Source organism: Frigoribacterium sp. MCBA15_019 (assembly GCF_001864945.1).
Lineage (GTDB): Bacteria > Actinomycetota > Actinomycetes > Actinomycetales > Microbacteriaceae > Frigoribacterium.
Genome location: NZ_MJGS01000012.1, coordinates 185,190 through 204,338, shown reverse-complemented (window position 1 = coordinate 204,338; position 19,149 = coordinate 185,190). Strand labels below are relative to the sequence as shown.

Sequence of the window (19,149 nt, the reverse complement as noted above, 5' to 3'; positions counted from 1 at the left end):
GGCGCACGCACGCTGCTGCTAGCGTCGCGCCCAGGACCGGGGGACGGAGGCGCGCGCATGGACGAGGACGGCCGACGGCTGCTGGGCCTCGGGGACGAGCACGCCCCCGACCCGGACGAGAAGCTCGTCGTGGACGACGACGAGGCGGCTGCGGAGGATGCTCTGGGCCGCCAATCGGTCGGTGCCTTGGTCGGGCTCGTGTTCCTCGCCCTCGTGGTCGCGGCGATCGCGGTCGGGGTCGTGCTGCCCCTGCTCCTGTGGCCGGTCGGCTTGTGGATCGGCCTCCAGCGGCAGCCCGCCGAGATCGCGTCGCTCTGGTGGTTCGTGGGCCTCCGTGGGTGATCGCCGAGTGCTCTGCCTCGTGGTGCTGGGCCTCGCCCTCCTCACGGCGTGCAGCACCGGAACGACGGGCCCTCACGATGACGACGACGGATTGACCCTCGAGGAGACCGGCGCGGTCGCCACGGAACTGATCGACGGCCTCCAAGCCCAGATCGACCCGACGCTCGTGGCGAGCGTCGAGACCCAGGAGGACAGCGCGGCGGCGATCGGCGGCTCGGCGGACGACGCCGACGGCAGCATCCAGGAGTGGCGGGTGCTGCGGTACGTGAACCTCGTGCCGGACGCACCCCAGCTCGTGATCGCCGAGTCGGTGATCGACGCCCACGTCTCGGACGGCTGGACGGTGGGTCTCGACCGTGAGACGTCGAACGCGGGAGGCCGCTGGGTCACGTTGACCTCGGACGACGGCCGCTACGACGGCTTCGAGCTGACCGTCCAGGCCGGCGACGACGGTGCGTCACCCGGGCAGAACTACGTCCTCCTCGGCGTCGTCGGACCGACGGTCGAGACCGATCCCTCGGACTGAGCCGGGCCGCGCCTCCTCGGCTGAGCGTTCGACGAGGAGGCGCAGTCGCACCGCCGACTGGACGTCGCACCGCCGATGTGGGCGGTGCGACGTTCGGTCGGCGGTGCGGTGCGGCGGCGGGGCGACGGGCAGGAGGCGCGGGTCGCGTCAGGGGCGCGAGTAGCGGTGCTCGGGGCGGCCGGTGGTGCCGTAGCTGAGCTTCATCGTGACGAGGCCGTCGGCGGCGAGCGCCGCGAGGTAGCGCTGGGCCGTCGCGCGAGAGACCCCGACCCGGGCGGCGACGTCCGCCGCCGAGAGCTCGACCGGCCCGACGTCGGCCCCGCCGACGGCACCGGCACCGGCCTCCGCGCCGAACTGCTCGAGCACCGCCTGCTCGGTCGCCGACCGCGACGGCGAGGCCGCCTTCGCCGCGTCGCCGGAATGGAGGATGCGCAGGGCCCGTTCGAGCGCCTCCTGGTCGACGGCCGTCCGCTCGTCGAGCACGTTGCGGTACCGCTGGTAGGCGCGCAGCCGGTCGACGAGCGTGCCCGACGCGAAGGGCTTGATCAGGTAGCCCAGCGCCCCGCGCCGCAGGGCCCGCCGCACGGTCGCCGCGTCCGACGCGGCGCTGAGCACGAACGCGTCGACGTCGACCTCGCGCAGCAGGTCGAGTCCGCTGCCGTCGGGCAGGTGCACGTCGAGCAACAACAGGTCGACGGGCCGTTCGGCCAGGACGCGACGCACCTCGGCGACCGTCCCGACCGGGGGCAGCGCCCGCAGGCCGGGCAGCTGCTCGACCTGTCGGCGGTGCAGGTCGGCGACGTAGAAGTCGTCGTCGACCACGAGCACGGTGAGTTCGGTCGTCACGGGGTGGTCCTCTCGGAATCGCGGGGGTCGCCGCCGGTGCGCGGGTCGTGCAAGTCGTGTGATGCAGCGGTGGCCGAGGAGGCGCGGGCCGGTTCGGACCCGCCCGTCCCCACCGCCTCGCTCGAGACCGCGCCCACGAGCCTCGCGCAGAAGACCGCACCGTGCTCTTCGCCGCCCGGCGAGCCGAGCCAGACGTCGCCGCCCCTCCGTCGGGCGATGTCGCGCGACAACGGCAGCCCGAAGCCCAGACCGTGCACGCGCGTGGGGTCGACATCGCCGGGCCCGGCGTCGGGGTCGTGCGGCACGCGGTCGAACAGCAGCCCCGCGTCGGCCACGCCGTCGCCCGAGTCCATCACCGACAGGTGCAGGTCGGTGCCGTCGTCCAGCACCTCGACCTCGATCCAGGCCGGGGTGACGCGACCGGCCACGGCGGCCCGGACCGCGTTGTCGACCAGGTTGCCGAGCACGGTCGTCACGTCGCCGGGCTCGACGACCGACCCCGTGACGAACGTCTCGGGCCCGAGCTTCAGCAGCACCCCGCGCTCGGCGGCCTCGACGCCCTTCGCCCCGAGGAACGCCTGCAGGTACGGCTCGGTCAGCCGGTCGGCGTGGGCGACCGGGTAGCGCAGCGGCCCGTGGTCGAGCACGTCGGCGAGGTAGGCACGGGCCTGCTCGGCCCGACCGAGCTCGAGCATCCCCGACAGGGCGTGCAGCCGGTTGGCGAACTCGTGCCGCTGCGCACGGAGGGCCGTCGTCATCGCCCCGACGGCGTCGAGCCGGCGGGTGAGCGCCTCGACGGCCGTGCGGTCGCGCACCACGGCGACCCGGCCGAGGTCGACCCCGTCGCGCGAGACCGGGCGCACGTCGACGAGCAGCACGTGGTGGTCGACCACGAGCGTGGTGTCGGTCGTGGTGCCGGCCGGCGTTCCTGCCGGGGTCACCTCGACGTCGCCGTGCCGACCGCTCGAGCCGAGCAGCGCGACGAGCCCCTCGGGCAGGTCGAGCCCGTCGAGCGGCTGCCCCACCACGGCGCCCGCGTCGAGTCCCAGCAGTCGAGCGGCCTGGTCGTTGCACACCGTCACCACGCCGTCGCGCGACACCGCGAGCACGCCCTCGCCGACGCCGCCGAGCACGGCCTGCTGGTTCTGCACGAGGGTCGACAGTTCTTCGGGCTGCAGACCGAGGGTCGCCCGGTCGAGCCGCCGACGGATGAGCACCGACGCGACGACGCCGAGCGCGAGGGCCAGCACGGCCACCCCGACGACGGGCAGGGCGTCCTGCACGAGCGTGTCGTAGACCCGGGTCGGCGCGTAGCCGACGCTGACCTCGCCCACGACGTCCGCCGCCGGACCGGACCCCGCCGACGCCGCGCCGGCCGAGACGCCGGGCGCGTACACCGGCACCTTCGCGCGGGCCGAGTCGCCGAGCGTGCCCCGCTCCCACGCGACGACCTCCTCGCCCCGCAGGGCCGCGTCGGGGCTGGTGCTGACGCGCTCGCCGATGCGGGAGGGGTCCGGGTGGGCCAGCCGCACCCCGCGATCGTCGGTCACGACGACGAAGAGCGCCCCGGTGCGCTGCTGGGCCGCGACCGCGGTGCGCTGCAGGGCTCCCCCGGCCAGCGCCTCCCGGTCGATCTCGGTGCCGTCGACGCTCAACCGGGCGACCTGCTCGCGGACGTCGGCGTCGCTCGCGACGCTCTGAGCCACGGCGAGCGCCGTCGACTCGGCCTCGCGCGCCAGGCGCTGGACGGCGATCGTCGCGAAGACGGCACTGGTCAGCAGCACGATGGCGGTGACGACGGCGAGCTGCAACAGCAGCACCTCGGTGGCGAAACGTCGCTTCCGGAGGCGCGGCGTCGCCCCCTGCCCCGGCTCGCGTCGCGCACCCGCCCGACGGCTCGCCGGCGTGCGGCGTCGCCGTGGTGAGCTGTCGTCGGTCACGCCGCCAGGGTACCGGGCATGGCCGACGCGCCCCGCGCCTCCTCGCGGCCCCGCCCTGCCCTCGCGCACGCGCCGCACCGCGTTTCGTGCACCGCACCTCGTCTAGATACGGTGCGGTGCACGAAACGCGGTGCCGAGCCGGGGCGGGTCGGGGTCGGGCGGGGCGGGGCGGGCCGTGCGTCCTGAGCAGAATGCGCAGAACGGTGCCAACGCGCGATAGTCGGCCAATGCGCACAAGCGCGACGCGGGTCGTGACGCGCGGCTAGCGTGCCCGGACACACGAACCGGACGAAGGAGTCCTGATGCTCGTCATCCTCGGTTATCTGATGATCGCCACCTTCATGGTGCTGATCATGACCAAGCGGCTCTCGCCGATGCTCGCCCTGATCATGGTGCCGACCATCTTCGGCCTGTTCGCGGGAGCCGGCCTCGGCATCGGCGACATGGTGATCGAGGCGATCGGCGACCTGGCCCCGACCGCGGCGCTGCTGATGTTCGCGATCATGTACTTCGGGCTGATGATCGACGTCGGGTTGTTCGACCCGCTCGTGCGGTTCATCCTCCGCGTGACCGGCAACGACCCCGCGAAGATCGTGCTCGGCACGGCACTGCTGGCCGGGGCCGTCTCGCTCGACGGCGACGGGTCGACCACGTTCATCGTGACGACCGCCGCCATGCTGCCGATCTACCTCAAGCTCGGCATGAGCCCGGTCGTGCTGACCTGCGTCGCAGGCCTCGCCAACGGCACGCTCAACATCGTCCCCTGGGGCGGGCCGACCGTGCGCGCCGCCGCCGCTCTCAACGTCGCACCGTCCGACATCTTCGTGCCGCTCGTGCCGTCGCTCATCACGGGCCTCGTCATCGTGTTCGTCTTCGCCTGGCTGATGGGCCTGCGCGAGCGCCGCCGCCTCGGCACGGTCGAGCTCGGCGGCTCGGTGCTGGCCGCGGCGGCCGAGAAGATGTCACCGCTGTCGCGCGAGCTCGCCACGGCCGCCCGAGGCGGCGGACCGGGCAAGGCCGGTGTCGGCGTCTCGATGTTCACCAGCCCCACGGTCGCGCTCGGCCTGCGCGGCGGTCGCGCCGACGGCAGCCGGGCGGACGCCCCCGGCGAGCGCGCGATCGACAACCCCGGCGGCACCGGCGGCAGCGAGAACGGCACGCCGATGAGCGGCACCCTGGCCGACACCATGCTCGACCCCACCCGCGAGACCCTGCGCCCCAAGCTGATCTGGTTCAACTTCGCGCTGACCGTCGTGGTGATGGTGCTGCTCGTGCTCGACCTCTTCCCCCTGGCCTACGTGTTCATGGTCGGCGTCGCGGTCGCGCTGCTGATCAACTTCCCGAAGGTCAAGCAGCAGTCGGCCGAGATCGTCGCCCACGCGCCGAGCATCGTCGGCGTCGTCTCGATGGTCTTCGCCGCCGGCGTGCTGATCGGCGTGCTCAACGGCACGGGCATGGTCGACGCGATGGCGCAGTGGCTCGTCCAGGTGATCCCGAACGAGATGGGCCCGTACCTGGCCGTCATCACGGGGCTGCTCAGCCTGCCGCTCACCTTCTTCATGAGCAACGACGCCTTCTACTTCGGCATCCTGCCCGTGCTCGCCCAGAGCGCCGCGGCGTTCGGCATCGAGCCGGTCGAGATGGCGCGCGCATCGGTCATCGGCCAGCCCGTGCACCTGCAGAGCCCGCTCGTGCCGGCGATCCTGCTGCTGGTCAGCCTCGCAAACGTCAACCTCGGCGACCACCACAAGAAGGTCCTCTGGCGGGCGGCCGTCGTCTCGGTCGTCATGCTCGTGGTCGCCGTCGTCGTCGGGGTCATCCCCTTCGGCTGAGGCTGCGGCCGGGCCGGGCCGGGCCGGGCCGGCCCTTGCTCTGTCTCAGCCGGTGGCGTCGAGGTAGACCGGGCGCGACGGCTCGTGCGACGCCTCGACCGTGCGGACGGCGCCGAGGTGCTGCAGCACGGCGGCCCGGGCGGCCTCGAGGCGGCCGATGACGCCGCGCTGGCGCTCGGCCAACGAGGAGGCGCGGGTCGCCAGGTCCTGCGGCAACGGGCCCAGCCCCGTGGGGGGCGTCCAACGTCGGGGAGGGGCCGGCGCCGTCGCCGTGTCGGCGTCACCTGCGGGAAGCGAGGAGTCCGCCTCGGCGACCAGCGCCTCCAGCTCGTCCAGGGCGGCGCGCCAGGCGGCGTGCGTCCGCTCGGTCCTAGGCGACACCGAAGCCTCCGGCCAGGCCAGGGACGGTCGAGGCGGCACCGGCCTGCAGCGAGGCCGCTGCCTCGTGCCAGGCCTGGCGCAGCGGTTCGAGCAGTCCGGTGACCTCGCGGGTCTGCGCGACGTCACGGTGCACGTTGGCGTTGACCAGGGCGGTCGACGTGTAGGTGTACAGGGCGAGGAGGCCCTCGCCGCCGTCCCAGACGTCGATCTTGAGCGACGACGACAGCTCGGCGATGATCGCCTGGGCGTGTAGCAACTGCTCCGAGGCGGCGCCCCAGTTGGCGGCGACCTGCGCGGCCTCGGCGCGGGACAGGTCGAGCATGAGGCGGTCGTAGAGCATCGTGACGAGCTGCACGGGCGTCGCCGACAGCACGGCGTCGCTCGTGTACTGGGCGCGCTGCTTTTGCACGACGGCCGAGGGGCCGGCCGAGGCCGCGGCGAAGGCGGCGAACGAGGTGGCGTCCATCAGCTGCTGCTCGACGAGAGGCTGGCGAGCTGGCTGGTGATGTAGCTCTGTTGCGCGGTCAGCGCGCTGAGCGAGACCTCGAGGGCCGAGTAGGTCTTCTGCAGGTTCGCCCGGCGGGACGCCAGGCGGTCGTCCCATTCGCTGACACGGTTGGTGAGGTCTTTGACGACCGACTGCTGACCGGTGATCACCTTCGTCAGCGAGCCGTCTAACTTGTCCGAGACGGCCGTGGCCGTCGAGGCCACCCGCGCGGCGATCGCACTCATCGTCGCCTGTACCTTCTCGGGGTCGGCGGCGAGGGCGGCGGCGAACTTCGTGGCGTCGACGGCGAACTGGCCGGTCTTCGCGTCGATCGAGATGCCGATGGTGCTCGGCGACTGACCGCCGACGGGGCTGAGCACGGCATCGGTCAGACGCTGAGTGATGCCACGCGTGGTCGAATTGCCACCGAAGACGCCCGCGGTGACGGTCGTCGTCCCCGTCGCGCTGGTCGAGGTCGTGGCCGCGCTCTTGGTGCTGATCAGGCCCAGAGCGGCGTTGACACCGGCGATCAGGTCGGTCGCGACCTTGGTGGCGGCCGTCGCGTCGCGGGCGATCGAGAGGTGCACGGGTGCGGTGGTCACGGCGGAGACCGTGACCGAGACACCGGGCAGCACATCGGTGAACGTGTTGCTGCTGCTGGTGACGACCTGCTCGGCCGCCGTCCCCGCCCACAGCGTGATCGAGGCGTCACGAGCCTGCGAGATCACGGCGGCACCGGGCTGGGCGATCAGGTCGGGCGCGGTACCGGCGTCGACGTCGGCGGCCGTGCCGCGATAGACGTCGAACCCGCCCTCGGCACCGCTCTTCTCGCTCGAGAGCTGAAGGCGGTACTGCACGGCACCCGAGGCGTCCTTGCCCGAGGCGACCTTGACGGCGGCTATGCCGGCGCCCGACGCGTTGATCGCCGTCACGACGTCGTCGAGCGACGAGGAGGCGGCGGTCACCTCGGTCGTGACCCCGGCGGCCGAGACGAAGGTCAGGGTGGCGGGCGAGTCGGGCCAGGCGGTCATGGCCGCGGTCACGGCGGTCTTCGACGAGGCGGTCGCCCCGACCACGAGGTCGACCGATCCGGAGACGGCCCCGGCCACGGTGGTCGCCGTCACCGCCGTCGAGCTGCTGGTCGGGGTGAACAACGAGAGCGACCCGGGTTTGGCGGCCGAGGCCGCGAGCGTCGCCAGGTCGGCGATCTTCGTGTTGAGCCCCTGCAGGGCAGTGACGAGCGTCTGGCCGACGGTGGCCTTGTTCTTCAGGATCGTCTGCGGCACGGCCTCGGACTGCATCAATGTGTTGATGAGTGTGGTCGTGTCGAGCCCGCTGACGAGGCCGTCGATGCCGAGCGAGGCCATCTGGTGCTCCTGTCGAAGGGGTGGGTGCGGCGGGGATGTCAGGGAACAGGTGGGGGCAGATCGAGTGCGTGGGGGTACCAGACCACGGCGGTCGTGGCGAGACCGGGTGGTGCGAGGACGCAGGATCAGCTGCGACCTCGGCACCACCCGGTCTCCGACCGCGGTGAAGCGATGTGTCAGGCCCGAGCTGGGAGCACGGGACCCTCCTCAGCTAGGACTAGCGGAGGAGCGACAGCACGCCCTGGCTGCTCTGGTTCGCCTGGGCCAGCATCGCGGTGCCGGCCTGGCTGAGCACGTTGGAACGCGTGTACTTGACCATCTCTTCGGCCATGTCGACGTCGCGGATGCGCGACTGGGCCGCCGTGAGGTTCTCCTTCGCGACGTTGGTCGACGCGATGGAGTGCTCGAAGCGGTTCTGCACGGCACCGAGCTCGGAACGAGCCGACGACACGTTCTTGATCTGGGTGTCGACGGCCGCGATCGAGGTGAGCGCTGCAGCCGAGTCGCCGAACGTGAGTGCCTTGACGGCGGTGGCGACGGCCGTGATGTCGGTGAGCTTCACCGAGATCTGGTCGTTGGCCGCCGTCGAGCCGGCGCCGACCTGGAACGTCAGCGAGCCGGCGCTGTTGAGCAGGTCGATCCCGTTGAAGTTGGTCGAGTTGCCGATGCGGGTGAGCTCGTCGCCGAGCGCCGTGACCTCGGTCTGGATGGCCGTGCGGGCGTCGGCGTTGTTCGAGTCGTTGCCCGACTGGACCGCGAGGTCGCGGACACGCTGGAGGATCGAGTGCACCTCGGTGAGGCCACCTTCAGCGGTCTGGACGACCGAGATGCCGTCCTGGGCGTTGCGTGCGGCAACGGTCAGTCCGCCGACCTGCGAACGCAGGCCCTCGGAGATCGCGAGGCCGGCCGCGTCGTCAGCGGCACGGTTGATGCGGAGGCCGGACGAGAGCTTCTCGAGGCTCTTCGACAGGTCGTTCTGCGTGGCGTTCAGGTTGCGGTACGTGTTGTTGGCCGCGAGGTTGGTGTTGATCTGCATACCCATGGTGTTCTCCTCCGTGACTGGGTGGTGTTCGTCGGCCCATCCGTGGGCTGACACCGGCTACTGTCGGCCGGTCGACCGCGGCTGTAAGTCAGCCGCAGAAGTTTTTTCGGGCGATCTCAGACCGCCGTGCTGACGACGGCCGCATCGGGCTCGCGCATGGCGCGGGCGATGCCGACGGCGGCGTTCGTCGCGACGCGCGACAGGTACGCGCTGCGTCGGGCCGGCGCGGTCTTCGAGACCGGCGTGAACTCGGCGTCGGGGTCGTCGGCGTAGTGCGACTCGAGGGCGTCGCGCAGCAGGCGGACCGCCTCGGTGCGCTGTTGCGACACCGCCGAGTGGGTGATGCCGAGCTCGTCGGCGATCTCGGTGACCGTGCGGTCGCCGAAGTAGACACCCTCGACGATCAGGCGCATGCGCTCGGGCAGGGCCTCGACGGCCGCGGCGACGTAGCGGCTGCGCTCCGAGACCAGCAGGTTCTCCTCGGGCAGCGGCAGATCGGCGGCGAGGTGGTCGGCGACGGTGTCGTCGAGGGCCGAGACGGTCCGGGCCGCGTCGGTCAGGGCGCCGGCGGCCGTCTGACGGTCGACTCCGAGGGCACCGGCGATCTCGTCCACGCTCGGGGCGCGTCCCAGGGTCGCGGTGAGCGCCTCCTGCACGGCGAGGGTCTCCTTGATGCGCTTGCGCGTGCCGCGGCTGGCCCAGTCGCCCGAGCGCATGTCGTCGGCGAACGCACCGACGATGCGGGTGCGGGCGTAGGCGCCGAACGGGATGCCGAGGGTGGGGTCGAAGGCGTCGGCGGCCTGCACGAGGGCGACGGCACCGACCGAGGCGAGGTCGTCGCGGGACAGGTGGGTGGCGCGGGCGCACACCTCCGAGACGAGGTAACCGACCAACGGCAGGTTCTCCACCACCATGGCGTTGCGTTCGGTGCGGTTCATCGCGACTCCCAGTGCGAAGGGGACCTCTGTGGTCCGGTGACGGTGACTCCGGGCGCGACGAACGGCCCTCTGATCAGGGCACGTCGACAGGGTTCGCCGAGGAGGCGCGGGTCGCCCGGACAGGTAGGGGCGGGACCGCGGATGGTGCGCTGCGACCGACCCGTCGGGGGCCCGTCGCTGCTCTGCAACGCTATCGAGCAGGAGGGGGGTGGCGGCAGGCCGGGACTGCCCCCAGTGCGGGGGAACGGTCGTCATCCCTTCGGGGGACACACCCCGTGCCCCCACCCCCGGACTGGGTCGGAACGCCCCTAGCTTCGACCGCTCCTTTAAGGCTAGGAGCCCGGACGAGGACACTCGGGCCCGCCGCTAACGCACGCCGCGCCTCCGCCGATAGTCCCCGGTGCAGAGGACGTCAGGCACTCCTCGCCGACGACCGACGAACCCGACGCACCGACGCAACCGACCGAGGAGGCCCCCATGGGCGCGAACGAACTCTCCGCGCTGCTCTGGCGAGAGCGCGAGCTGCTCGAGCTGCTGACCTTCAAGCTCGAGGAGGAGCAGCTGCTGCTCACCGCGGGCCGCAGCCGCTGGATCGACCACGCCACGCGTGAGGTCGAGCAGGTGCTCGGACGCCTGCGGTCGGCGGGCCTCGAGCGCAGCGTCGAGGTGTCGGCCGTCGCCCGCGAGTGGGGCACCGACGAGGAGGCCCCGCTGCGCGAGATCATCGCCGCGGCCCCGGCCGGCCCGTGGGGCGAGATCTTCACCGCCCACCTGCGCGCCATGACCGAGCTGACCGGCCGCATCGCGCAGCTGCGCGACGAGAACGAACGATTCCTCCGGGCCGCCGCCCGCGCCACGCAGGAGACGTTGGCCACCGCGTCGACCGGCCCCGCGACCGCGACGTACGACGCGTCCGGCCAGACCGGACACGCGAACTCGGCCAGCGCCTCCGGCGGCCACCTCTTCGACGGGCGGCTCTGACGTGGCGAGCACGTTCGGCAGCCTCAACACGGCCTACCGCGGGCTGACCGCGGCCCGGACCGGGCTCGACGTGGTCGGCCAGAACATCGCCAACGTCAACACCGAGGGCTACACGCGCCAACGGGTCACCCAGTCCTCGATCGAGGCCGCGGCCCGCGTGGGCCTGTTCTCGACCGGCGTGCAGCCCGGACAGGGCGTGTCGGTCGACGGCATCGCCCGCATCGGCGACCGGTTCGCCGACGCGCAGGTGCGCGGCGCTGCCGGGGCCGCCGGTTACCAGGGCGTGCGCGCCTCGGTCACCGCCGCCCTCGAGTCCTCCCTGAACGAGCCGAGCACCACCGGCATCGCCTCGCAGCTGACGAAGTTCTGGTCGGCCTGGCAGGACGTCTCGAACGACCCGTCGTCCGCCGCCCCCGCCGCCGTGCTGCTCGGCCAGGCGAACACGATCGCCCAGACCCTCTCGACCGGCTACAAGGCCGTGGACGACCAGTGGACCTCGCAGCGTCAGCAGCTCGACGGTCTCGCCTCGCAGCTCAACTCGGCCGCGACCCAGGTCGCCGACCTCAACGTGCGCATCCGCACCGCGACACAGCAGGGTGTCAGCACCAACGAGCTGGTGGACGCGCGCTCGGCGCTGACCGAGAAGATCGCGACGCTCGCCGGAGGCACGGTGCGCGACAACGCGGACGGCACGGTCGACGTCCTGGTCGGCGGCAACGCCCTGGTGTCGGGCGACTCGGCCCGGCAGGTGAAGGTGACCGGCGACTACACCCTGGCCACCGCCTCCTCGGGGGTCTCGCTCGAATGGACCCACCGCCCCGGCGACCCGATCTCGCTCGACGGCGGCAGCATCGCCGGCTCGCTGTCGGTGCTGGCCCCGGCCGCTCCCGGCGGCACCGGCGGCGTGCTGGCCGAGGCCGCGGCGAGCTACGACGCCCTCGCGACCCAGCTCGCCGCCCAGGTCAACGCGGTGCACTCCACCGGGACGACGGCCGACGGCACCACGGGTCACGCCTTCTTCGGGTTCACCGCCGGGGTGTCCGCCGCCCGCGGCCTCACCGTGCTGCCGACCGGCGCCTCGACCATCGCCTCGGGCAACGGCACGGGCGGGGCCCTCGACGGCTCGGTCGCCCGGGCCGTCGGCCAGATCGGCCTGTCGGTCGGCTCCCCCGACCGCACCTGGGGCTCGATCGTCAGCACGATCGGGGCGACGGCCCGCACCGAGGCCGACCGTTCGACCCTCACCGACCTCGCGGCGACGTCCGCCAAGGGTCGCCAGCTCTCGACCGCCGGGGTCAGCCTCGACGAGGAGAACGTCAACCTGCTCACCTATCAGCACGCCTACCAGGGCGCGGCCCGGGTCATGACCGCGATCGACGAGATGCTCGACACGTTGATCAACGGCATGGGACGGGTCGGGAGGTAACCGATGATCACCCGCACCACGAACCAGATGGCGATGCTCACCGCGCAGCGCAACCTGCAGACCAGCTCGTACCGGGTCGACCAGGCCCAGCAGCGCGCGTCGACCCTGGACCGCATCGCGAAGCCGTCGGACGATCCGGCCGGCACGGCGGACGCGCTGCGGGTCAAGGCCGAGCAGGCGGCGAACGTGCAGTTCTCCCGCAACGTCGGCGACGGCAACGGGTGGCTCTCGCTGGCCGACTCGGCGCTGTCGTCCACCGACGACGTGCTCAAGAAGGTGCGCGACCTCACGGTGCAGGGCGCCAACACCGGCGCGCTGTCACAACCGGCGCTCGACGCCATCGCGACCGAGATCGACGGCCTCAAGGCCGACCTGCTCGCCGTGGCGAACACCTCGTACAACGGTCGCAGCGTCTTCGCCGGCACGTCGGACGCGGGCGTCGCCTTCCGCCCCGACTTCAGCTACACCGGCACCCCGGGCTCGTCGGTCACCCGCCAGATCGGCGTCGAGACCAGTGTGCGCGTCGACGCCGACGGGGCCACCGCCTTCGGCACCGGTGCCGACTCGGTCTTCAGCATGCTGGACCGCATCAGCAGCGACCTGCGGGCCGGCGTCAACGTCGGGACGCGGCTCACCGAGGTCGACGCCCGGTTGACGGCCGTCCGCGGCGTACAGTCCGACATCGGGGCACGACAGTCCCAGATCCTGAGAGCCGAGGACACCCTCTTGGACACCAAGACCACGCTCGAGGCGCAGCGCGCCGGCATCATGGACCTCGATCTCGGCCAGGCCGTGCTCGAGCTCCAGATGCAGAACACCTCCTACCAGGCAGCCCTCGCGGTCACCGCCAAGGTGCTGCAGCCCACGCTGATGGACTTCCTCCGATGAGCGCGAACGCCGCCCGCGAGGTCGCGGGCTCCGTCGTGACGTTCGTCGCTCCTCCGTTCGGTCTCGAGCCGTTGACCGACTTCTCGCTGGAGCGCATCGACGGTGCCCCCGGACTGTTCGCCCTGCGGGCGAGCGGGTCCGAGGTGCGACTGTTCGTGCTCGACGCGTCGGTGCACCTGCCCGACTACTCGCCCGTCGTGTCGGACGACCAGTCCGCCACCCTCGACCTGCAGGACGCCGCCGAGGCCCTGCTGCTCGTCGTCGCGACGCCCGCGGCGACCGGCATGACGGTCAACCTGCTCGCGCCGATCGTGGTCAACGTCCGCACCGGGGCGGGTGCCCAGCTGATCCTCGAGGGCCAGGACTGGCCGCTGCGCGCCGAGCTGAACCCGAGCTCGTAGGCCCGCGCATCCCGGGCGCCGGGCTGGGCACCGGCTGCGAAGCCGGTCACGGTGTGGTGACGACGGATGCGGTCGCGCTGGTCGTCCGCTTGCCTTGATCGCAGGAGGCGCGATCATGATCACGACACCCCGCACCACACGGCACCGGCTCGCCGTCGGCACGATGGCGGCGGTCACCGCCGTCCTGCTCGTCGGCTGCACCGCCGGGGCCGACGCCACGGGCTCGGGCGGCCGGGCCGCCACCCGCCCGGCGTCCGAGACCCCGACCGACCCGACCGCCGCCGCCGGTCCCGGCCCGGTCGCAGCGACCACCGACGCGACCGCCGTCACCGTCGCGGCCGACGCCGAACCGACCGACGTCGCCACCGACCTGGCCGCCCCCTGGTCGGTCGTGCGACTCGACACCGGGTCGTCGTTCGTCAGCCTGCGCGACACCGGCACGGTGCTCGAGATGCTCGCCGACGGCAGCACCCGAGAGGCCGGCACGATCGACGGGGTCGTGCACGAAGGCGAGGGCGGACTGCTCGGCCTGGCCGTGCTCGCCGGGTCGCCGTCGTACCTCTACGCCTACGCCACGACCGCCGACGACAACCGCGTCGTGCGCGCGCCCGTCACGGGCGAGGCCGGCTCCTACGGCCTGGGCGAGCAGGAGGCCGTGATCACCGGCATCCCGAAGGCGAGCAACCACGACGGCGGCCGCATCGCGTTCGGCCCGGACGGGCTGCTCTACGTGACGACGGGCGACGCGAACCAACGGCCGAACGCCCAGGACCCCGGGTCGCTCGGCGGCAAGGTGCTGCGCGCGACCCCGGTCGGCGGCGTGCCCGACGACAACCCCACGCCCGGGTCGCTCGTCTACTCGCTCGGCCACCGCAACCCGCAGGGCATCGCCTGGGACGCCACCGGTGCCGCCTGGGCGGCCGAGTTCGGACAGAACACCTACGACGAGCTCAACGCCCTCGAGCCCGGGGCGAACTACGGCTGGCCCGAGGTCGAGGGACGCGGCGAGGTCGCCGGCTTCTCGAATCCGGTGCTGCTGTGGTCGACCGACGACGCCAGCCCGAGCGGCCTCACGGCGGTCGGCACGACGCTGTACCTGGCCGGGCTCGGCGGCGAGAAGCTGTTCGAGATCCAGGTGGCGCCCGGCTCCGAGGCCGTGCCGACCGAGCTCTTCGCCGGAGATCGGTCGCTCGGCCGCATCCGCGACGTCCTGCCCGGTCCCGACGGCACCCTCTGGCTCGTGACGAACAACACCGACGGCCGCGGCACGCCGAGCGCCGGCGACGACCGCATCGTCAGCGTCCCCCTCACCGCCGTCCCCTGACCCGCGGGTCGGGTCGGGTTCGGCACGCGACCCGAGGAGGCGCGGGTCGGGTTCTCCACACGGGCCCGGGACACTCGCCTCCACGCTGCGCGCCGCGCGGCCTGTTCGGGGGCCGGGCGGTTACCCTCGTACTCGATGAGCCAGCACGACCGACCCGACACGACAGCACCCGGCAGCGCCCGCCCCCAGACCGTGCCGCCGGGGCTCGCCGCACCCGTCGTGCGCGGCATCGGTGGCGCCGGCGGATTCGACCCCGTCAGCCTGCGCACGGCCGTCGACGTGCCCGCCGCCGAGGCCCGCCTCGCCGCCCTGGGCCAGAGCCGCAGCACCGCCGCCCTCGGTGAGCGCGCCGACCTGTTGCGCCTGCTCGGCCGCCTCGACGAGGCCCTCGCCATCGCCGAGGAGGCCTTCCGCCTGGCGCACTTCACCGGCGACCGGGCCGACTCGACGGCCGCCCGCATCCGACGGGCGCACATCTTCCGCGAGCAGGGCAAGCTCGACCGTGCCCTGAACGACCTGCACACCAGCCGCATCACGGCCGCCACCGAAGAGTGGCGCGAGCTCGAGGCCGCCGCCGCCGAACTCGAGGGCTACACGCTGTACGACCTCGGCCGCAACGAAGAGGCTCGCGAGACGCTGGCCAAGGCACTCGAGGCGTACGAGGCGTCAGGCGCTCCGCGCGACCGCACGAACGGGCTGCGCGTCGCGATCGAGGGCGTCATGCGCGCCTACCTGAGCGACACGGGCCCGCAGCCACGGATCGAGGCCTCGGCCGTGGGTGACACGAACCCGGTGCCGGTCCAGCCCCTGACGTCGGCGCCGCCGGTCTCGCCCGCGGCCCCGGCCCGGACCCAGGTGCCCCGCTTCGACGGCATCGCCGCGCTCTACGGCGGGTCGCCCGCGTCTGCTCCCGCTCCCGCCCCCGAGGCTCCGCCGAGCACCGAGGCCACGACCTCCGACGTCGACGCCGACGGAGGCGCGGTGCCGGTCCGTCAGCCCATCGACGCCGCGCGCACCGCCGCGATCAGCTTCGATCCCGAGTCGATGCCCGACGAGGCCGCCGCGTCGCCCGTGGCCGAGGCCGCCGCGGCCCGAGCCGAGAAGGTCGCCGCGACCGCCCCTGCCGCACCCCGCGACGGTGGTCTCTGGGGCAAGATCAGCCACCTGGCCGAGCGTGCCGCGGGTCACCGAGACCGCGACTCCGACGAGTTCGACGCCGAACGTCGTGGCGAGGACGAGAGCCGCACCGCCGAGCGGCCCCGAACCGGCGGCACCGGCGTGACCGGGGTCGTCGACGGCCTCCCGCGCGACGACGAGCCCACCACCTGGCCCTTCCCGCGGCGCTGACCCGCGCCTCCTGACCTCGACGTGGCCGACCTCGACCGGGTGCGGCGCTGGGCCGCCGCGCTCATCGACCTGCACCTCGACCCCGCCGTGTGGACCTTCGGCTTCGACAACGCCAAGACCCGCGCGGGCCTGTGCAACTACACGACGAAGCGCATCACGGTCTCGCGGCACCTCGCCGGCCGATACGACGACGACGAGATCCACCAGGTGCTGCTGCACGAGGTCGCCCACGCCCTCGCCGGCTCGCGCGCCGGTCACGGCCCCCGGTGGAAGGCCGTCGCGACCGACCTGGGCTACGTCGGCTCACGCCTGCACGACGGAGCCATCGCCAGCGAACTCGCCCCCTGGGTCGGGGTCTGCCCGGCGGGGCACGAGCACTACCGCTACCGGCAGCCCGCGCGGCCGCTCGCCTGCGGGCGGTGCTCGCGTCGGTACGACCCGGCCCACCTGATCACCTGGACCAAGCGCGAGGTCTGACGCCGCGCCTCCCGGGCCGTCGTCCGCCCCCGCGGCTGCCCCCGCCCCTGCCCCTCGGAGCAGGGACAGGAAGGCCGAGGAGGCCCGTAACCGGTTAGGGTGGTCAGGTGCAGACCGGACAGTGGCTCAGATCCGACACCGACACCCGGTGGTTCTTCGACTCGGGCGCGCTCAGCCTCGACTTCGCCTACCTCGGCGGATTCCGTGCCGGGTCGCGCTTCGGCCCGGAGTCGGGCCTCGGCCTGCCCGCCGACGGATCGACCCCGTGGGACGGCCTGCTGCTGCCCGCCGATCTCGACGACTGGATCGGCGAACGCTTCGACGGCATCGCGGGCTCGGCGGGCGACCGTGAACTCGCCGACGCCCGGGGCCTGCGCGACGCGATCGCCCGGCTCGCGGTGGCCGCGGCCGACGGCACCTCGACGGACCCCGACGACGTCGACACGCTCAACCTGTTCGCGGCGCTGCCCGACGTCCCGCCGTCCCTCGAGGGCGGCCGACGCCAGGCCGGGGCGGGGCGCCTGCGGCTCGGGCAGGCGATGGCGTCGGTCGCGCGCGACGCGGTGACCCTCTTCACGACCGTCGGCTTCGGAGGCGGACCGGACTCGCGCCTCCGTCGGTGCACGAACGAGGCGTGCGGGCTCGTCTTCTTCGACGAGTCGCGCGCCGGCAGCCGCCGCTGGTGCTCGATGCAGCGGTGCGGCAACCGCGCCAAGGTGCGGGCACACCGTGCCCGGGCCGCCCGCGCCTGACCCTCCCTCGGCCGAGGTCGGAGTCGCGCACGCTGATCGGCCGCTCCGCTCGGCCACCCCGTCCGGCCCGCTCGGCCACCACCCGAGCCCGCTGACCCGCTCGGCCTCTGTCCAGTCACCCAGCCCGGCGTGCCGCCCGACGCCCCGCACCCGGCACCCGACATGCTCTCCCCGCCACGAAGTAAACAACCCGCCACGTGATCGCGTGGCGGGTTGTTCATTTCGTGGCGGCGTGAGCGGTGCGGCTCCGCACGGGGCCGACCCGCGCGGGCGACGGACGACGGGCGACGACAGGTCAGTCGACGACCGAGACGTCCTTCCAGAAGGCGACGTAGCCCGAGTAGTCCTTGCCGACGCGGTCGAACGAGGTCGGGATCGGCGTCGGGTAGCTCCAGGCGCGGTCCTGCAGCAGGTCGTCGCCCGACTTCACGCTGAAGTACTGGGTGTCGCCCTTCCACGGGCAGTGGTACTGGGTGGGGCTCTCGGTCAGCAGGTCGGAGTTCACGCTCGCGGGCGGGAAGTACCAGTTGCCCTCGATCGAGATCAGCTCGTCTTTCGGGGCCTCGGCGACGACGGTTCCGTCGGTGAGCACTGCCTTCATGGTTCCTCCTGCGGGTCGGGGCGACGTTCGGGTCGCTCTGGCCGCAACGCTACGCCGAGGGGATGAATTCCTCGCGGGAGCCCTCCCGGACGACGGCCACGACCGCCACGGAGGACGAGGAGGCGCGGGCCGCGTCGACCACGTCGCCCCGGTCGGTCGCGACCAGCTCGGTCGCCGAGGCCGAGGCCGTCAGCAGGTGCGACGAGGCCCGGGCGAGCGCCCCGGCGGCGGCGCAGGCGACGGCCGCCTCGGGTGACGAGAAGTCGATGCCGACCGCTGCGAGCGCGTCGACCACCGCTCCGGCGGCGAGCTGGTCCTCGACGGCGGGCCGGAACCCGTCGGCTTCGACCGCCCCCGCGGCGACGATCGCGACGAGGGCGCGGTCTCCTTCTCGGGTCTGACGATCGACCACGTGCCGGGCCACCTCGGCCGCGGCACTGGCGCCGGTGACGACGAGGACGTCGGCCCCGCTCGCGACCTCGGGCAGCGCGGCGACGACGCGCACGGTCTCGTCCCGCGACAGGGTGCCGTGCCCGTCGAGCACGTCGACCACGACGACGACGTGCGCCCCGGGGGCGATGCGGGCGGCTCCGGCCACGCCGTGGTCGAGCCTCACCTGGTACTTCTGCTGGCCGTGCGAACTCATCGGACCAGCGTAGGCAGCCGCGCTCGGACGTCGCCCGTGCGTGACGCGACGTGACATCCGATCAGGCGGCGGGAGTTGGATCGGGGCATGCACGTGCAGCTCAAACTCCGCCTCGCCTGCCCCGTCGACGTCGCGACCGACGCCCTGCGCGACCCCCGGGTGATGGTCGCCGTGACGAAGCCGCTGGTCGTCTACCGGTCCGAGTCGCCGTCGGGCTTCCCCGACCGTTGGACCGAGGAGGCGCACCCGGTCTCCGCGAGCATCCTCGGCGTCCTGCCGCTCGGCAGCACGCACGTCGACCTCGACTGGCACGAACGGGACGGTGCGTGGATCCAGCGTGACACCGGTCGCGGCACGAGCGGCCAGTTCGCCCGGATGCGCATCAACCACCGGATGGCCGTCGTGCCGGACGGCCCGGACCACACCTTGTTGCGTGACCGGCTCGAGTTCCACGCCGGGCCGTTGGGCCTGCTGCTCTGGCCCGGGCTCTGGGCGACGTGGCAGTGGCGCGCGCTGCGCATGAAGGCGCTGGCCCCGAGCTGGCGCGGGGCTCCGACCCACCCGAAGCACGTCTGACCTCGGCAGCACGCCGCACCGGGAGCCGG

At 73.0% G+C, this 19,149-nt stretch carries 21 protein-coding genes; 12 read left to right on the top strand and 9 right to left on the bottom strand.

The genetic code is table 11. The features are described 5' to 3' along the window. Positions 1–57: 57 nt before the first annotated feature. Positions 58–342 (top strand): hypothetical protein, encoded by a 285-nt coding sequence (locus BIV04_RS10210; protein WP_071256176.1) that lies wholly within the window; start codon positions 58–60, stop codon positions 340–342. Beyond that, positions 335–868, top strand: coding sequence for a hypothetical protein (locus BIV04_RS10205; RefSeq protein ID WP_143048662.1), 534 nt, complete (start codon positions 335–337; stop codon positions 866–868). The genes BIV04_RS10210 and BIV04_RS10205 overlap by 8 nt, the downstream gene beginning before the upstream one ends. A 147-nt stretch (positions 869–1,015) precedes the next feature. Here the strand turns inward: BIV04_RS10205 and BIV04_RS10200 are convergent, their stop codons facing one another. Beyond that, positions 1,016–1,714 (bottom strand): response regulator, encoded by a 699-nt coding sequence (locus BIV04_RS10200; RefSeq protein ID WP_071256174.1) that lies wholly within the window; start codon positions 1,712–1,714, stop codon positions 1,016–1,018. After that, positions 1,711–3,654 (bottom strand): sensor histidine kinase, encoded by a 1,944-nt coding sequence (locus tag BIV04_RS10195; RefSeq protein ID WP_083396349.1) that lies wholly within the window; start codon positions 3,652–3,654, stop codon positions 1,711–1,713. Before BIV04_RS10195 ends, BIV04_RS10200 begins: the two co-directional genes overlap by 4 nt. Before the next feature lie 302 nt (positions 3,655–3,956). Here BIV04_RS10195 and BIV04_RS10190 point away from each other — a divergent pair, with 302 nt between their 5' ends. Continuing rightward, positions 3,957–5,486: a CitMHS family transporter gene (locus BIV04_RS10190; RefSeq protein WP_071256170.1), complete on the top strand. Its 1,530-nt coding sequence runs from the start codon at positions 3,957–3,959 to the stop codon at positions 5,484–5,486. A gap of 45 nt (positions 5,487–5,531) precedes the next feature. Here the strand turns inward: BIV04_RS10190 and BIV04_RS10185 are convergent, their stop codons facing one another. The 5 genes from BIV04_RS10185 to BIV04_RS10165 all read right to left on the bottom strand — a co-directional run bounded on the left by BIV04_RS10185 (position 5,532) and on the right by BIV04_RS10165 (position 9,701). Next, on the bottom strand, positions 5,532–5,867 hold the full coding sequence (locus BIV04_RS10185; RefSeq protein ID WP_071256169.1) for a hypothetical protein: 336 nt from the start codon (positions 5,865–5,867) through the stop codon (positions 5,532–5,534). Continuing rightward, complete coding sequence (fliS, locus tag BIV04_RS10180) at positions 5,857–6,333, bottom strand: flagellar export chaperone FliS (protein ID WP_083396348.1); 477 nt, start codon at positions 6,331–6,333, stop codon at positions 5,857–5,859. Before fliS ends, BIV04_RS10185 begins: the two co-directional genes overlap by 11 nt. Next, the gene (fliD, locus tag BIV04_RS10175; RefSeq protein ID WP_071256168.1) at positions 6,333–7,721 is read right to left on the bottom strand and encodes a flagellar filament capping protein FliD; all 1,389 of its coding nucleotides are present in this window, start codon (positions 7,719–7,721) and stop codon (positions 6,333–6,335) included. Before fliD ends, fliS begins: the two co-directional genes overlap by 1 nt. A 217-nt stretch (positions 7,722–7,938) precedes the next feature. Then, positions 7,939–8,763, bottom strand: a complete 825-nt coding sequence (locus BIV04_RS10170) for a flagellin (RefSeq protein WP_071256166.1) — start codon at positions 8,761–8,763, stop codon at positions 7,939–7,941. A 116-nt stretch (positions 8,764–8,879) separates the two neighbouring features. Next, positions 8,880–9,701: a sigma-70 family RNA polymerase sigma factor gene (locus BIV04_RS10165; RefSeq protein WP_143048661.1), complete on the bottom strand. Its 822-nt coding sequence runs from the start codon at positions 9,699–9,701 to the stop codon at positions 8,880–8,882. A 477-nt stretch (positions 9,702–10,178) separates the two neighbouring features. On the opposite strand from BIV04_RS10165, the gene BIV04_RS10160 reads away from it, so the two are divergent. The 8 genes from BIV04_RS10160 (at position 10,179) to BIV04_RS10125 (ending at position 17,297) form a co-directional block, all read left to right on the top strand. Then, positions 10,179–10,682: a flagellar protein FlgN gene (locus tag BIV04_RS10160; RefSeq protein WP_071256165.1), complete on the top strand. Its 504-nt coding sequence runs from the start codon at positions 10,179–10,181 to the stop codon at positions 10,680–10,682. A gap of 1 nt (position 10,683) precedes the next feature. Further along, positions 10,684–12,108, top strand: a complete 1,425-nt coding sequence (gene flgK, locus BIV04_RS10155; RefSeq protein WP_071256164.1) for a flagellar hook-associated protein FlgK — start codon at positions 10,684–10,686, stop codon at positions 12,106–12,108. Positions 12,109–12,111: 3 nt separating this feature from the next. Next, a complete protein-coding gene (flgL, locus tag BIV04_RS10150; RefSeq protein WP_071256162.1) occupies positions 12,112–12,996 on the top strand; it encodes a flagellar hook-associated protein FlgL in 885 nt (294 codons plus the stop codon). After that, positions 12,993–13,397, top strand: a complete 405-nt coding sequence (locus tag BIV04_RS10145; RefSeq protein ID WP_071256161.1) for a flagellar assembly protein FliW — start codon at positions 12,993–12,995, stop codon at positions 13,395–13,397. The genes flgL and BIV04_RS10145 overlap by 4 nt, the downstream gene beginning before the upstream one ends. A gap of 115 nt (positions 13,398–13,512) precedes the next feature. Beyond that, positions 13,513–14,721: a sorbosone dehydrogenase family protein gene (locus tag BIV04_RS10140; RefSeq protein WP_071256159.1), complete on the top strand. Its 1,209-nt coding sequence runs from the start codon at positions 13,513–13,515 to the stop codon at positions 14,719–14,721. A gap of 135 nt (positions 14,722–14,856) precedes the next feature. Next, on the top strand, positions 14,857–16,068 hold the full coding sequence (locus BIV04_RS10135; protein ID WP_071256158.1) for a hypothetical protein: 1,212 nt from the start codon (positions 14,857–14,859) through the stop codon (positions 16,066–16,068). Between the two features lie 21 nt (positions 16,069–16,089). Then, on the top strand, positions 16,090–16,545 hold the full coding sequence (locus tag BIV04_RS10130) for a SprT-like domain-containing protein (protein WP_054145362.1): 456 nt from the start codon (positions 16,090–16,092) through the stop codon (positions 16,543–16,545). A gap of 107 nt (positions 16,546–16,652) precedes the next feature. Next, positions 16,653–17,297 (top strand): CGNR zinc finger domain-containing protein, encoded by a 645-nt coding sequence (locus BIV04_RS10125; RefSeq protein ID WP_071256156.1) that lies wholly within the window; start codon positions 16,653–16,655, stop codon positions 17,295–17,297. 295 nt (positions 17,298–17,592) lie between these two features. On the opposite strand, the gene BIV04_RS10120 is transcribed toward BIV04_RS10125, so the two are convergent. Beyond that, positions 17,593–17,898, bottom strand: coding sequence for a DUF427 domain-containing protein (locus tag BIV04_RS10120; RefSeq protein WP_055975201.1), 306 nt, complete (start codon positions 17,896–17,898; stop codon positions 17,593–17,595). A 49-nt stretch (positions 17,899–17,947) separates the two neighbouring features. Beyond that, positions 17,948–18,544 (bottom strand): hypothetical protein, encoded by a 597-nt coding sequence (locus BIV04_RS10115; protein ID WP_071256155.1) that lies wholly within the window; start codon positions 18,542–18,544, stop codon positions 17,948–17,950. A gap of 87 nt (positions 18,545–18,631) precedes the next feature. Here BIV04_RS10115 and BIV04_RS10110 point away from each other — a divergent pair, with 87 nt between their 5' ends. Next, a complete protein-coding gene (locus BIV04_RS10110; protein ID WP_071256154.1) occupies positions 18,632–19,120 on the top strand; it encodes a hypothetical protein in 489 nt (162 codons plus the stop codon). The last annotated feature ends 29 nt before the right edge of the window (positions 19,121–19,149 follow it).